The sequence below is a fragment of the Morganella morganii genome (genome assembly GCF_019242955.1).
Classification (GTDB): domain Bacteria; phylum Pseudomonadota; class Gammaproteobacteria; order Enterobacterales; family Enterobacteriaceae; genus Morganella; species Morganella sibonii.
Genome location: NZ_CP066129.1, coordinates 3,769,479 through 3,783,830 on the forward strand (window position 1 = coordinate 3,769,479; position 14,352 = coordinate 3,783,830).

Below are 14,352 nucleotides of genomic sequence, written 5' to 3' on the forward strand. Positions count from 1 at the left end.
TTCCGGGATAACTTACACCGGATCAGCCAGTCTCAGTATTACCGTATCCAGCAGCACCTGTGCACCGCGGATCAGATCCGCCTCTTCGGTATATTCAGCCGGGTTATGGCTGATACCGTTTTTACTCGGCACAAAAATCATCGCCGCCGGGGCTATCCGCGCAATCATCTGGGCATCATGTCCCGCTCCGGACGGCATACGACGATATGCGGTTCCGGCGGATTTTGCGGCTGTTTCCACACAGCTGACCAGCGTTTTATCAAATACCACCGGCTGAAAACGTGCCAGCTGATGAGAAGAAACTGTCACCCCCTCCTGCTCTGATAACACCGCCAGATAACTGCGGATCTGCTCTTCCGCCCATTGCAGGCGTTCCTCATCCGGATCACGCATATCAATGGTGAACCTTGCTGACCCCGGGATCACGTTAATCGCATTCGGTTCAAAGGCAATCGTCCCCACCGTGGTTAATGTGGCACCATTTTTCTGTGAAATCCCCTCACGCAGAAAGGCGATCAGTTTCGCCGCTGCATATCCGGCATCATGGCGCAGCCGTGTCGGTGTGGTACCGGCGTGGTTTGCCGTGCCGGTGATAGTGATTTCCTGCCACGAGATACCCTGTAAACTCTCCACCACACCGATCTGTAATCCTTCCGCTTCCAGTACCGGCCCCTGCTCAATATGCAGTTCCAGATATTCATGCGGCACGATACTGCCCGGCACCATACTTCCCGCATAACCGGCGCGCTCCAGTTCATCACGCAATACAGCCCCGTCAGTGGCGACTGCATTCAGCGCATCCTCCAGCGGATAACCGCCCGCATACACCAGCGAGCCCATCATATCCGGATGAAAACGCACACCCTCTTCGTTGGTGAACGCTGCCACGGTAATCGGACGGGACGGCAGCACGCCGGCTTCACGGAATGCGCGGACAACCGCCAGACCGCTGAGTACCCCGTAGCAGCCATCCAGCGCCCCGGCGTTAATCACTGTATCGATATGCGACCCTATCATCAGCGGAGCAGTATCGCTGTTTCCGGAAACAGACGGCAGCGTGCCGAAAATATTCCCGATCTGATCGATGCGGATCACTAAATCCAGTGCCTTCATCCAGCTGACCACCAGGTCACGCCCCTGCGTTTCCGCATCGGTCAGCGCCGTCCGTGTCCGCCCGCCTTTTACCGGGTCCGCCCCGGTATTCCCCAGTTCCTGCAAATAATTCAGTAAGGTCTTTCCGTCTATCTTCAGTACATCGGATTTGTGATTCATGATCACCTCATTATTGTTATTGTGGCTGTATGGTTATTAATTATGCTGCAAAATCATCCTACCGGTGATAGTCACTGCCTGTTATGCAAAAACAGCATAGGGTATGAAACAGAAAAATACTGCCGCTGCCACGGTTTCCCGGAGCCCCGGGCAGTGATATAGTGCCGGGATAAAACCGGCGCACTGCCCGGCGGCTGTTTACCGAACCGGAGATGATTTTGAAAAAACACCCAGAGGACGCCCCTTTCCGGCAGTCACCTGCTGATCATTGCAGATTCACGTTTATCGATCTTTTCGCCGGTATCGGCGGGATCCGCCTGCCGTTTCAGAAACAGGGTGGACGCTGTGTTTTCACCTCTGAGTGGGATAAGTTCGCCCAGCGTACCTATTTTGCCAATTTCGGGGAGATGCCTGACGGCGATATCACCCGGATCGCAGCCAGAGACATTCCGGATCACGATATTCTTCTCGGCGGTTTCCCGTGCCAGGCATTTTCACAGGCCGGATCTCGTCAGGGGTTCAACGATACCCGCGGTACCATGTTCTTTGAAGTTCAGCGCATCATGACGGAGAAACGCCCGAAAGCGTTTCTGCTGGAAAACGTCAAGCAGCTGCGCGGTCATGACGGCGGCCGGACATTACAGACCATCCTCGATATTCTGCGTGGTGAGTACGAACAGACGGTGCCGGATAATATTCCGCTGAGTGACGAGACACGCAGCGCGCTGTCGGAAAAACTGAACTACTGGGTTGATTTCCGCGTGCTGCGTGCCGCCGATTTTGGTATTCCGCAGAACCGTGAACGTATTTTTATTATCGGTTTTGATCGTGACCAGTTTCCGGATGCGGATTTTGATACCTTATTTTCCTGGCCGGAACCGACTTATCAGCCCACCCGCCTCGGCGATATTCTTCAGAGCAAAAAAGCACTGGCAGAAGATGCGGTGCGCTATAAAAAAGATCGTTTTACTATCTCCGATAAATTATGGGCCGGCCATCAGAAACGCAAAAGAGAACATAAAGCCAGAGGTAACGGCTTCGGATATTGCCTGTTTGATAAAAACAGCGAATATACCAATACCCTGAGCGCCCGTTATTATAAAGACGGCTCGGAGATCCTGATTGACCAGTCGCGGGAGGGTAAAAATCCGCGCAAACTCACCCCGCGTGAATGTGCCGGTTTGCAGGGATTTCCGGAAAATTATATTACTGATGCGGTTTCTCAGGGACAGATCTATAAACAGTTCGGCAACTCCGTCTGTATGACTGTTGTGGAGGCTATCGCTGAAAAACTCACGGCTGCATTAGTACATGCCGGTGCATTACCGCCGGAAAAATAATCTTCCGGTAGTGTGCCGCATATTTTCCCGGCTAAATAAGGTACTCTTGGCTTATTCCTGAAATCAGCGGCAGAAAATCCGATGGATGTACATGACCAAGAAACCCGCTCCCGGAATATGCGCGCCATCCGCAACCGGGATACCAAACCGGAACATCATGTCAGAAAGCTGTTACACCATAACGGCTTCCGTTTCCGGTTATATCCGGCAGACCTGCCGGGCAAACCCGATATATGGATGGCAAAATGGCGGACGGCGATCTTTATTCACGGCTGTTTCTGGCATATGCACGATTGTGAAAAATTCCGTCTCCCCGCCACCCGGACAGCGTTCTGGCAAAAAAAATTATCAGAGAATAAAAACCGTGATAAAAAATACAGTGCAGAACTGCATCGTATGGGATTACGGACATTAATTATCTGGGAATGTGCACTGACCGGGAAAACAAAATTGTCTGACCCGATGCTGCTGACATTAATAAAAACCTGGCTGATGAGCAGTGCTGTTTCAGGCAGTATTACAGACTCCGGATTAACCATCACGCCAGGCTGATACCTTATGACACGCACCCAACGCTTACTCACCTTATTACAGATCCTGAAAGAGAACCGTTATCCGGTCACAGCGGATTCTCTCGCTTCGCAATTACACATCAGTGTGCGTTCCGTTTACCGGGATATTGAAACCCTGCGCTGCCAGGGAGCAGAAATTACCGGTGAAGCCGGTCTCGGTTATCAGATGAAATCCGGATTACTGCTGCCACCGATGATATTTGATGTCAATGAACTGGAAGCCTTAATTCTGGGTTTGCGCTGGGTACAAAGTAATGCAGATGATGAACTGAAAGCCTCCGCTGCCCGCGCGGCAAATAAAATTAATGCCGTGGTAAAAAATGAATCCCGCGCTGCTTTCAGCGACAGCACATTATTTGTTCCCGCCTCACAACTGACGCAGGTTGATAATAATATCGCCGGGGACTTACGCCGCAGTCTGCGGGAAGAGCTGAAAATTAAGCTGCATTATCAGGATAAAGAGGAGCAGACCAGCCACCGGATTATCTGGCCGGTTGCCATCGGCTATATGAAAGAGGTGCAGGTTCTCGCCGCCTGGTGTGAATTACGGCAAAGTTACCGGCATTTCCGGCTCGATCGGATCAAATCCTGTGAAGTTTTAACCGACAAACTGCCTTACCCGAAAAAATACCTGCTCGACCGCTGGCGCAAAGAAGTCCTCTGCATCCCTCCTGACAGATTCTGACACTCCCCCCGCTTATGATGATGCTCAACACACTAAACAGGAGAACATCATGAGCGGACTGACACTTTATACCAATGCAATGTCACGCGGGAATACCGTTGATTTATTTCTGAAAATTCTGGATGTACCGTATCAGCGTATTGAACTGGATTATGGTGCCGACATGCATACCCCGGACTATCTGGCCATCAACCCGATGGGCAAAGTACCCGCATTAACCGACGGCGACCGTATTATTACTGAAACAGCCGCTATCTGCATGTATCTTGCCGATAAATTTATTGAAAAAGGCTTAGCACCGGCGATTGATGCTCCGGAACGTGGCACCTATTACCGTTGGTTCCTGTTCACCGCCGGTCCGGTTGAAGCGGCCTTCACCGCCAAAGAGATGGGCCAGATACTGACAGAAGAAGAACAGAAAATGTCAGGGTTCGGCTCCTTTGACCGCGTAATGGCCTGCCTGGAAACCGGCCTGGCTGATGCCGCTCCGTATTTATGCGGCAATACCATGACCGCCGTTGACGTTTATACCGGCTATTTCCTGATGTTCCTGGCCAAACATGACTTAATTACTATTTCTCCGGTGATGAAAAGGTATTTAGACAGCCTGACGTTAAATCCGGTATTTTCCGCTGCCTTCTCAGAAGAATAACAGCAGCACACCTGTTATACGGCGGATGCAAAAATACAGTATCCGCCATTTCTGCACTTTCTTTTACCGTTTATCCGCAGTACAGTTTCCTCAGTAATATAATTCTGACAACAATCCGGCAGAGGAAATAATGATAATGAATACCCTGAAAATAATAGCATTCCCGGTTCTGCTTTTTATTTCCGCTTCCGGTTTTGCACAAACGGTTACCGCCTGGGGAGATACGTTATCTGACGCAGAGGCCAAAATAGCCCGCCAGGCTGAAAAAGCCGGTGCCGGATATCAGATAACCAGTGCCAGAGTCGGCTGGGTTACATATGTTACGGCAACACTGACGCCATTACCGGAAAATACACATAATACTTCTCCGGCTGAAAAACAAACGCAGAAAGATGTATTACCACAAACGGAAAATACCCATAACCACTGGCTGACAGAAAAGTAAATATATAAAAATATATTCCTGACATGATATCAACAGACAGTTCCAGCTCCTGTTAAAAAAACATCTCTGAAAATAATAAAAGTTTTATATCACCGTGTATCACGACATACTGCCACCATATCACTATTATTATAGCCCCCTGCAAAAAACACATTTTAAATCCCATAAAAAACACAATAAAACAACACCCTGGTATCATTTATTTTCCGCTGAAAACAGACTTTACCAGCAGAATAAATACCGCATTAAATAGGACTTTCACCCCCTGAAAGGCATAAGAAGCGGGATTTTGTACCGTTATGGTGGAGAATGTTGTCAATCGATATATAAAAAGCCAATGACACCAGAAAAAACACGACATATGCGAAACAACAGATAAATGATCTGACAAATCAAAAAAGAAAAGTGTAAGCATTTGTGTGAAAACTATCACACTTTGCCGGACGCGATCCGGAAAACCCGAACCGTGGTTTTGTCTCCTTTTTGTTTCACGATAAATCCACAAAATAAAAGTAACCTATTAAATTAAATGCAAAAAACTTAAAATAAAAAACATAAATCAGAGATATTTACTTACTCAGCCAATATGTAAAAGATCGCTAAAACCGATCAATAATCAATTGGTGATAGCTTTTATCTATCATAAGTGAAGTATCGATCGTTAATAACAATTTTTTATGTTTTCACATGTCTTGTATATTTCATTACCAGATGGTAATTATTTATACGCAGCAGACGGGTAACTGCAATTAATATTATTACATCCGGATTTGTAATAATTTATTACAGGATATTGCGATTTTTGTTTTTGCGTTAATTAATATTGCTCCCTGCTGAATCAGCACCGCTGTCATATAAGTAAACACATCACACCTGAATCCTGTTATGGCCCGGTGAGTGGAATCTATTATGAAAAATAATCAGATATTACTGCATGATGTAGGCGCACTGATCCGAAAGTTACGTAAAGAAAAAAGAATGAGCGGCGTTGATCTCGGCGCGGAACTGGGAATCAGCCAGCAACAGATCTCACGCTATGAAAATGCCACGAGTGAAATATCGGTATCAACACTCATTAATATACTTGCTGTATTTAATATAACACCCGCTGAATTTTTTACCCGTATATCTGATACGGAGCATGACTTTTTCAGCAAATACACCACCGGGAACTGGTAAATACCAGCCAATTAGTCCGTTAATTATTGTTGTTATGCATCAGGAAGATACATCCTGTCCTTCGCCTGACATCAATAATAATGATAATAAAAATATCTTATTTACATAATTTTTATCTGTTTTTAGAAAATAAAAATTATGAAAGGAATGCTATGAATATTAACCTGTTTATCAGGGGATATCCGCGATCCCCTCATTCTGAATTTACCGCCCTTTCGCTCAGAGGCTGGTTAGCCGCTGCCGGGCTTCTCAGCCTGAGTACGGCGGTCTGTTTACAGACAGCGCAGGCTGCGGATATCGGCAGCCAGAGCGGCACCAATATTACGGTTAACGATGGTGACCTGATCACCGGTGATACCGGGGATGCATCCGGAAACCGCTACGGTGTCCTGAACTCCTATAACAATGCATCGGGAACCATTAATCTCGGCAATAACGTGACTGTTAATGTGACAGATACGGACAAATACGCCAAAGGCGTGGTTATCCAGGGTAATAACAGCGTATTAAATGCCAATGGCTTATCCGTGAACGTAACCGGTAAAAGTGCCATCGGTGTTGACCTGTCCGGTAAAAAAGCAGAAGCCAATCTGGGAACCGGCAGCAGCGTAAAAGTGGAAGGAACCGCTAATGGTATGGCCAGCGGCGTGGTTGTCAGTAATGCCTCTGTTCTGACCGCCGATCGCCTCTCTATTGAAACCAAAGGTAACAGCGGCACAGGCCTGTCCATCGCAGACTACGGCAGTAAAGTCAATCTGGGCAGAGGCAGTACAATTAAAACCAACGGCAGCGGAAGCTATGGTATCCGTATCGACGGCCTGAACGGCACAGCATCCAATGGCCCCGCCTATTTTACTGCCACCAACCTGACTATCGATGCACAGGGTTCAAATGCATACGGCATGAATATCCAGAGAAACTCGATTGTTGATCTGGGTACTGACAGCAAAATTATGACCAACGGCGATAACGCCCACGGTATCTGGAGTTTTGGTGACATCAAAGCAGATGCCCTGACAATTATCGCCCGCGGAAACAATGCCAACGCACTGGAAGTACGCGGCAGTACTGCCAATATCGGTACCGGCAGCCATATGTATTCTGAACTGGGCGGTGGTCTGGTCACCAACGGCTCAGGTACGACCATCAACTTTACCGGTACGGCGGATAACCGTAATACCATTTTCTCCGGAGGCTCTTACGGTGCGTCAGCACAGTTTTCCGGTGCTAAAATCAACCTGAAAAACACCGATATTACCGTTGATCGTAACGGAAGCCTGGCGCTGGGATTATGGGCACTGGGCGGCGGCGTCATGACCGGTGAAAATATCACGGTAACAGGTGCCGCCGGAACGCGTGGTGTCTATGCCATGACCAACAGTCAGATTGATCTGACCGGCGACCTGACCATTAACATGGCAACCGCGGATCAGATAGCGATCGCCACTCAGCACAATGACGGCTATGCCGCCAGCCGGATTAATGCAACAGGCAAAATGCTGATCAACGGCGGTATTCAGTCACGGGGCGGGCTGATCAATGTGGATATGGCTTCCGGCTCACAGTGGACCGGGAACGCCTACAGCGATAACGTCAACGGCGGCCTGCTGAATGTCACTATGGACAACAGCCGCTGGAATGTCACAGATGATTCCAATCTGGATAATCTGATACTGAATAATACCGCTGTCGACTTATCGCACAGATTGTCCGATACCGGTTACTCAACACTGAGTATCGCCAGCCTCAGCGGCAACGGCGCATTCACACTGCGTACCGATATTGTCGGTGACGGCGATGGTGTCAACAACGCCGGTGACAAACTGGTGGTAACCGGCACCAGTGCCGGTGATTATTCATTAACAGTGTTAAACCGCGGCAGCCTGGCAACAACCGGTAATGAGATTCTGACCGTTGTGGAAACCGCAGACGGCGCAGCGAATTTTACGTCAACGTCTGAAGTCGAGTTAGGCGGTTATCTGTATGACGTGCGCAAGAACGGTAATAACTGGGAACTGTACTCATCAGGTGCTTATGTCCCGCCACCGGTAGTCCCGGACCCCGATCCTGAACCAGAACCAGAGCCGGAACCGGAAAAACCAAAACCACCGATCACCACCACAGCGGATGCAGGCGGTAACTTCCTGAACGTGGGCTATCTGATTAACTACGCAGAGACTCAGACACTGATGCAGCGCATGGGTGATCTGCGTCAGAACGGCGGAGAACATAATGCATGGCTGAGAGGCTTCGGCGGTAAATTCAATTCCTTTGCCGGCGGTAAGATGAGCGGATTTGACATGACCTACGGCGGTACACAGCTGGGCTTTGATAAACGTATCTCACCGGATACACCGCTGTATATCGGTACCTTTGCGGGCTTAACACAAGGGTCACCGGACTATCGCGGCGGGGACGGCACTGTCCGCTCATACCATCTGGGGCTTTACACCACTTACATGGCGGATAACGGTTTCTATGTTGATGGTATTGCCAAGGTCTCCAGGCTGAAAAATAAATTCAGTGTATCGGACAGCCAGAACAATAATGTCAGCGGCGACGGCAGCTCAACAGGCGTCAGTGTGTCCGCGGAAGCAGGCCGGAAATTCAGCCTGAGCCAGACCGGTAATGGTTTCTATATCGAACCACAGGCACAGCTGACTTACAGCCATCAGGACTCAACCGGTATTCACGCCAGTAACGACCTGAAAATCGACCTCGGCAGCTATGATTCCACCATCGGACGCGCCGGTACACTGATCGGGTATGAAACCACCACCGGTGACAGCCGGATCAACGTTTACCTGAAAACCGGTTTTGTCAGAGAGTTTCAGGGCAACACGGACTATAAACTGAACGGCTCCCGTGAAGCACACAGCTTCAAAGGAAACTGGTGGAACAACGGACTGGGTATCAGCGCCAATATCAGCAAAAAACATACCCTGTATGCAGAGGCTGACAGCTCAACCGGCAACCGGTTTGATCAGTACCAGATTAACGGCGGATACCGTTTCAGCTTTTAATCTGTGAGGTGCTGTAAGTAAAAGGACGAAGAGGGATCTTCGTCTTTTTTGTTTTCAGGGAAGTCTGGTTTACAGCAGATATCAATGCGGTAAATATAATCAATATTCTATTGAAATTATTATTATTTTCGTAACAGTGAACGCTTTGAATACATTGAAAAATTTCAATTTTTGAGTATGTTAAGGATGACAACGGAATAATAATCATCCGGGAGAAATTATATTGGCCGATACTATTTTTTCTGTATACAAACACATTGATATCTCAGTGATTTTTATCGCCTCCCTGTTCATCCTCTGGCTTTCATCCATCTCATCCGACCGGCTTTTACGTATTATATTGTTTCTGTTATCACTCCTGTTAATAACACCCTATATTCTTATGGCTGCTTACATATCGCTTATAATGTCGGTGAGTTTGATGTTTGTGCATGTGTGAATGTAGCATTGAAATGCTCCGGTTTTACGAGCATGATCGCAGTTATATAAATTAGTTACCCGGTTCATTCCCTTATGATATCTATTGAAACGTTGCAATCCGCCATCGCCAACGTGTCGGTATGGCGCCAGGGTGACGTATGCGCCCCACATAAGCCGTTACTGCTGTTGTATGTACTTTCTCAGTATAAGGCGGGCCATCCTCGTTTGTTTAATTATGGCCGGGAAATCCACGAACCACTGACCCGCCTGCTGAGAGAGTTTGGCCCCAAGAGACGCACTGATTATCCTAATATGCCTTTCTGGCGGCTCAGGGGAGATGGCTTCTGGGAAATCACCAATGCAGAAGGTTGCAAACCCCGCAGAGGTAACACACAGCCGACAAAAAAAGAGTTGATCGATAATCACGTATCCGGTGGCTTTGATGAGGCCGCTTACCGGCAATTACGTGAACATCCGGAATTAATTGATAAACTGGCCCAGCAGATTCTGACAAACCGTTTTCCGGAAAGTGTTCAGCGGATACTTGCCAACCAACTTGGCCTGGATTTTGTTGACCGGACAAAAAACCGCGACCCGCATTTCAGAGACATCATACTGCGGGCTTATCACTCCCGATGCGCTTTCTGCGGTTATGACCTCCGCCTGGATGGTGCGCTGGTGGGTATTGAAGCCGCGCATATTCACTGGAAAGCCTACGGCGGCCCGTGTGTGGTACACAATGGCCTGGCGTTATGCTCTCTTCACCACGATGCGTTTGATATGGGCGCATTCGGATTAGATGAGAATCTGACTATCCGCATCTCCGCCGGTGTCAGCCGCAGCCCTGTCGTCGACAACCTGTTTTGGCAGCGAAACGGACAGTTATTACATCTTCCGCATGACGAATCCTTATGGCCGGCAGAACAATACATCGGCTGGCATCGTAAGCAGGTGTTTAAGGTGTGAGGAAATGGAGTCTTCTGGCCTCTCCCCTTTCTTCAGTCGTGAGGGAACTGAGTCAGATCAAAAGTGAAGAGATCAGCCGGACGATCTCTAAATGTGAATGGTTCAATTATGCGGGATACTTACAAATTTCAGGCACAAAAAAAGCCACCTTACGGTAGCTTGATTTCACTTAAGAATGCCGAAGGCCGGAATCGCAATTTCTGGTAACCAATTGATTTTATTTTTAATAAAATTACACATCCCCTAAAATGACCACTAAAGCAGTAAATTACTAACAATAACTCATTTTATTGTCAATAATATAACTTGATAGATTACACTATATAAAACCATTCATATTGGTTATCTGATTGATATAACCAAGTTTTCATAATTTAAATAATCTTTATTTCTACAGCCCGAAAGCCTTTTTTTGTTTTTTCTAGACTAAAACTAACCTTGAGACCACATGGAATATCAATAGCATATGGATTATCAATTATATCCGAAATACTAAAAATTAAATCACGTCCTTTTTCTCGTCGAATAAACCCGAACCCTTTTAAATTATCACAACAATTAATATAACCAATATTCACGATATAGTCACCTTATCAGTAATACTACTAAAATTAGCTCTAATTTTTTTCCTATACCTATAAGCAAGTGATTTTTTAGTCCTTGATACTATACCAAACTCATAGAACAAATGATTTATTTTGTCTTTTAAATCAATAGCATTGAGTTTGTGGCCATTTACTAAAAGATTATCTGCTATTTTTATAATTTTTTGTATTTTATCATCATCATATTCTGGCAACACTAAACTTAATCTATCTCTCAACATATTAGATTCGGAATGATTTAGTCGTTTTAATTGAGCAACTTTGCCTGATGCTTTGTTCCATAAAGCATGATAATCCATTGATGTTCTGTCGAATAATGCTTGCTTCTCACATATGAATACAATGTATCGTATATATCTCCTATGGCATTTTTTTAATTTTGGCACACTATGTTTTGCCCATAAACCAGTTACTTCAAAATCAGATTTGAGATCAGAACTATTTTCTATTTTTGTTTTATTTTCATTTAAACTTAACCTATACCTATTGGCCATAGCTCTAACATTATTAATTACAAAAGTTTTTTCTTCATTAGTAAATTCTGTTTTAGAAGAAATAGTTATGTCATCTAATAATCTAGAATATTCAAATCTCTTATTTTTTACTTTAGTAACTAAATGATATTCACTATTAAAAAACACTAAATTTGCTATATAGCTAGAACAGCAAGATCCTTGAGGAACTACTCCATTAAGAGTTACTAATTTGGTTAAAGATTCAGATACATCCTGGGGGAATTTCATCAGGTTTTTAAATATATTCAATACATCGTTTTTGCGTATTGATGGATAGAAGTTTTCTATATCAAGTGAGATGATAGATTTCGCACCAGAATGTACTTTCGCATTGGTAATATAATCTTTATTTTTTATACCACCATGCAAATAATTTGGATATGTTATCCCTTCAAAAATTTCTTTATTTAGTTTTTTTTGAATTTGCTTAAGCGTTTTTTTAGGTTCAAATAGCTCACGACTTTTTTTATTTTTTCCGGTTTCCTTTATAAACGATTTGTAAGAATCAGATACATGATTAATTATATTATCTAATTGTGACTTACTAATCCCTAACATAGATGAAAGAGATTCTAAAGAACCTATCGGTTTATTATTGTATATTGGTTTATTATATTGTTTGTTTTTCATTTCTTTTATTAAATAAGAAAAGTTAAAAGTCGAATATTATAAAATTAATGCACAAACATAACCAACAGCTTGGAGTAAATTTATAATAAACAAGTAAGGAGCCATCTTATTTTCAAGATTTTTCATTACTTCCTTGAAGCCAATCCCTTTGTTAATACTACCATCTCTGTCTCCAGAAGGTTGGCAGTAGCTCTTCGTCATGGTAATGCTTTTAATACTAATGCTAATTGTTAAATTAAACATATTTGTTCCTTTTCGGTTGTTGATAACTTGCCTGACCGTAATGGAACAAGGGATATATTATTGACTCAAGGGACTTTTAACTTGCTTTGCCTGACAATTGTCGCTACATCATGGGCTCAAACATTATCATTCTTTGTTCGATCCTCACGATAGGGCGGGGATGCCGGTCATGATCTCATTGAGAGATCGTCCTTTCGGACATCGATTCCCTTGTTGGCATTGCATGACGTTTTTTTAAAGAGCGAAGGGACGAGCGATGGTCACTCGTTAATTCAACTAACTTTGTCAGCTTACTTGAACATATATATCATAATTTTTTTTTATCATTCTGTCTATACTAATATAGTTGTCAAAATGATTTATATAATCATTGGCAAAAAAATTCATAAACCAGCATCAACAATTCGCCATATTCAATGGTAAATACTAAAAATTCAATACTAAATATCAATAATTATTATTTAAAAGTTTTTTATATCTCACACTCCTCTTGTTAATACTGGATTTAATTTTCTCATTCCCCCAAAAACTCTCTCCGCAACCCCAACCGGAAACCCCTCCGGCAACAACGCACTCACACGCTCAATCACTTCTGGTGTCCGGCCGATAATGTCATCCAGCATTGCTTCAACTTGTTGTTTTTCAAATCCCACCGTCTCGCCGTGCTTGATCCAATGGCGGCGCTGAATTTTGCTCATCAGGTAATAGTTACTACTTCCCCGGACGGCCATTGCCAGTTTACATTTCTGCCAGGCAATCTGGTTGTTACCATTACCGATCAGCGGCCATGCAGATAGAACATCATACAAAGGCGTCAGGCGGTAACGGTTTTGCGGTTCCATGGAAATACTGAAGTTTTTGGCATGCCCGTCTGTGGCGGCCATCAGCCAGAAAATAATCTGTGCTTTAAAAAAGGTTTCTCTGTCCTGCTCTGCCTGCTCGGAATGACTCAGTATTCCCATGATATCCGTGATACCCGGGCCACCATCAGCCTGATATTTCCGCAGCGGTGAAACACCCAGTGCCTGACACATGTCCTCCTGCGGCAAACGGACAATCCACTGTCTGTCGGTTGACCAGCGCCGGTCAAAGCGATCCACAATCAAGACTTTCTGGTCTTCAAACTGCGCAATCTGCGTTTTTGCAACAGGAATACCATAGTGTTCAAGGATCAGCGAACACAGCCATTCATTTTCAACTGATGTGCTCATATCAGCCTTCATATTGCCGACTAAGCCAAGCGGTAGCTTGAAAATATGAGTCGTCGGTGTATTACCTTCCGGTAAACACCATTGTCCATCATTCCACAGTAAAGCCGTTTTTTCCTGCGCACCGGCGATAGATAACCGCAGCTCTTCATCATCGCTATGACGACCGGGAATTGACGTTGTGGTATTACGCAGTATCGCTGCAATATCCGCTTCCGAAAGCGGCCGGTAATTGACAGAAAATAAGTCTGCCGGTTCATCATCCGGATGCAGCAATTGAATTGCCCCGACACAATCTCTTCCCAGTTCGGCCAGCAGGTCAAAAGGTTCCAGGCTTTCCGCTCTGTAGCGCATCGCCAGACGCCTGCGGATATCCTCACTATCCGGTAATAAATTATCAAAGTAATCACGCACAACATTTCCGCGCCAGACCTGATTACCCGGCGTGAACGGCAATGAAAGAGACAGCTGTCTGCCTTGCTCATCAGCAACCCACTCCGGGAGATAGTGCAGCCGATCTTCCCCTCTGATCTTTTCCCAGAATCCGACACGGATTCCGTTCATCCATATTGCTAAACGTTGTTGTGTCCGGCTCAT

At 45.4% G+C, this 14,352-nt stretch carries 13 protein-coding genes; 8 read left to right on the forward strand and 5 right to left on the reverse strand.

Annotated features, from left to right (window positions below):
• Window positions 1–12: 12 nt before the first annotated feature.
• Window positions 13–1,272 carry a Zn-dependent hydrolase gene (locus JC793_RS17615; RefSeq protein ID WP_218426868.1) on the reverse strand — a complete coding sequence of 420 codons (1,260 nt, stop codon included), beginning with the start codon at window positions 1,270–1,272 and terminating at the stop codon, window positions 13–15.
• Window positions 1,273–1,484: 212 nt separating this feature from the next.
• Between JC793_RS17615 and JC793_RS17620 the strand changes: the two genes are divergently transcribed.
• The 8 genes from JC793_RS17620 to JC793_RS17655 all read left to right on the forward strand — a co-directional run bounded on the left by JC793_RS17620 (window position 1,485) and on the right by JC793_RS17655 (window position 10,554).
• On the forward strand, window positions 1,485–2,612 hold the full coding sequence (locus tag JC793_RS17620) for a DNA cytosine methyltransferase (RefSeq protein ID WP_247717283.1): 1,128 nt from the start codon (window positions 1,485–1,487) through the stop codon (window positions 2,610–2,612).
• 81 nt (window positions 2,613–2,693) lie between these two features.
• The gene (locus JC793_RS17625) at window positions 2,694–3,164 is read left to right on the forward strand and encodes a very short patch repair endonuclease (protein WP_218426871.1); all 471 of its coding nucleotides are present in this window, start codon (window positions 2,694–2,696) and stop codon (window positions 3,162–3,164) included.
• 6 nt (window positions 3,165–3,170) lie between these two features.
• On the forward strand, window positions 3,171–3,869 hold the full coding sequence (locus JC793_RS17630) for a helix-turn-helix transcriptional regulator (protein ID WP_166708715.1): 699 nt from the start codon (window positions 3,171–3,173) through the stop codon (window positions 3,867–3,869).
• Between the two features lie 49 nt (window positions 3,870–3,918).
• Window positions 3,919–4,521, forward strand: coding sequence for a glutathione S-transferase family protein (locus JC793_RS17635; RefSeq protein ID WP_218426873.1), 603 nt, complete (start codon window positions 3,919–3,921; stop codon window positions 4,519–4,521).
• Between the two features lie 136 nt (window positions 4,522–4,657).
• Window positions 4,658–4,966: a YdgH/BhsA/McbA family protein gene (locus tag JC793_RS17640; RefSeq protein ID WP_166708717.1), complete on the forward strand. Its 309-nt coding sequence runs from the start codon at window positions 4,658–4,660 to the stop codon at window positions 4,964–4,966.
• Between the two features lie 909 nt (window positions 4,967–5,875).
• A complete protein-coding gene (locus JC793_RS17645) occupies window positions 5,876–6,145 on the forward strand; it encodes a helix-turn-helix domain-containing protein (protein WP_107680596.1) in 270 nt (89 codons plus the stop codon).
• 152 nt (window positions 6,146–6,297) lie between these two features.
• Window positions 6,298–9,168 carry an autotransporter outer membrane beta-barrel domain-containing protein gene (locus tag JC793_RS17650; protein WP_218426875.1) on the forward strand — a complete coding sequence of 957 codons (2,871 nt, stop codon included), beginning with the start codon at window positions 6,298–6,300 and terminating at the stop codon, window positions 9,166–9,168.
• Between the two features lie 513 nt (window positions 9,169–9,681).
• Window positions 9,682–10,554, forward strand: coding sequence for a phosphorothioated DNA-binding restriction endonuclease (locus tag JC793_RS17655; protein ID WP_218426877.1), 873 nt, complete (start codon window positions 9,682–9,684; stop codon window positions 10,552–10,554).
• 374 nt (window positions 10,555–10,928) lie between these two features.
• On the opposite strand, the gene JC793_RS19855 is transcribed toward JC793_RS17655, so the two are convergent.
• The 4 genes from JC793_RS19855 to JC793_RS17675 all read right to left on the reverse strand — a co-directional run bounded on the left by JC793_RS19855 (window position 10,929) and on the right by JC793_RS17675 (window position 14,352).
• Complete coding sequence (locus JC793_RS19855; protein ID WP_218426879.1) at window positions 10,929–11,132, reverse strand: cold shock domain-containing protein; 204 nt, start codon at window positions 11,130–11,132, stop codon at window positions 10,929–10,931.
• Entirely contained in the window at window positions 11,129–12,304 is a 1,176-nt protein-coding gene (locus tag JC793_RS17665; protein ID WP_247717284.1) for a reverse transcriptase family protein, read from the reverse strand. Before JC793_RS17665 ends, JC793_RS19855 begins: the two co-directional genes overlap by 4 nt.
• A gap of 36 nt (window positions 12,305–12,340) precedes the next feature.
• A complete protein-coding gene (locus JC793_RS17670; RefSeq protein WP_218426881.1) occupies window positions 12,341–12,547 on the reverse strand; it encodes a hypothetical protein in 207 nt (68 codons plus the stop codon).
• A 479-nt stretch (window positions 12,548–13,026) separates the two neighbouring features.
• A complete protein-coding gene (locus tag JC793_RS17675; RefSeq protein WP_218426883.1) occupies window positions 13,027–14,352 on the reverse strand; it encodes a type II toxin-antitoxin system HipA family toxin in 1,326 nt (441 codons plus the stop codon).

What these genes read in the sequence shown, in the direction of transcription:
- JC793_RS17650 (WP_218426875.1), top strand. Translation starts at nt 6,298, where the DNA reads ATGAATATTAACCTGTTTATCAGGGGATATCCGCGATCCCCTCATTCT.
- JC793_RS17640 (WP_166708717.1), top strand. Translation starts at nt 4,658, where the DNA reads ATGAATACCCTGAAAATAATAGCATTCCCGGTTCTGCTTTTTATTTCC.
- JC793_RS17630 (WP_166708715.1), top strand. Translation starts at nt 3,171, where the DNA reads ATGACACGCACCCAACGCTTACTCACCTTATTACAGATCCTGAAAGAG.
- JC793_RS17645 (WP_107680596.1), top strand. Translation starts at nt 5,876, where the DNA reads ATGAAAAATAATCAGATATTACTGCATGATGTAGGCGCACTGATCCGA.
- JC793_RS17620 (WP_247717283.1), top strand. Translation starts at nt 1,485, where the DNA reads ATGATTTTGAAAAAACACCCAGAGGACGCCCCTTTCCGGCAGTCACCT.
- JC793_RS17635 (WP_218426873.1), top strand. Translation starts at nt 3,919, where the DNA reads ATGAGCGGACTGACACTTTATACCAATGCAATGTCACGCGGGAATACC.
- JC793_RS17675 (WP_218426883.1), bottom strand. Translation starts at nt 14,352, where the DNA reads ATGAGCCGGACACAACAACGTTTAGCAATATGGATGAACGGAATCCGT.
- JC793_RS17670 (WP_218426881.1), bottom strand. Translation starts at nt 12,547, where the DNA reads ATGTTTAATTTAACAATTAGCATTAGTATTAAAAGCATTACCATGACG.
- JC793_RS17615 (WP_218426868.1), bottom strand. Translation starts at nt 1,272, where the DNA reads ATGAATCACAAATCCGATGTACTGAAGATAGACGGAAAGACCTTACTG.
- JC793_RS17665 (WP_247717284.1), bottom strand. Translation starts at nt 12,304, where the DNA reads ATGAAAAACAAACAATATAATAAACCAATATACAATAATAAACCGATA.
- JC793_RS17655 (WP_218426877.1), top strand. Translation starts at nt 9,682, where the DNA reads ATGATATCTATTGAAACGTTGCAATCCGCCATCGCCAACGTGTCGGTA.
- JC793_RS17625 (WP_218426871.1), top strand. Translation starts at nt 2,694, where the DNA reads ATGGATGTACATGACCAAGAAACCCGCTCCCGGAATATGCGCGCCATC.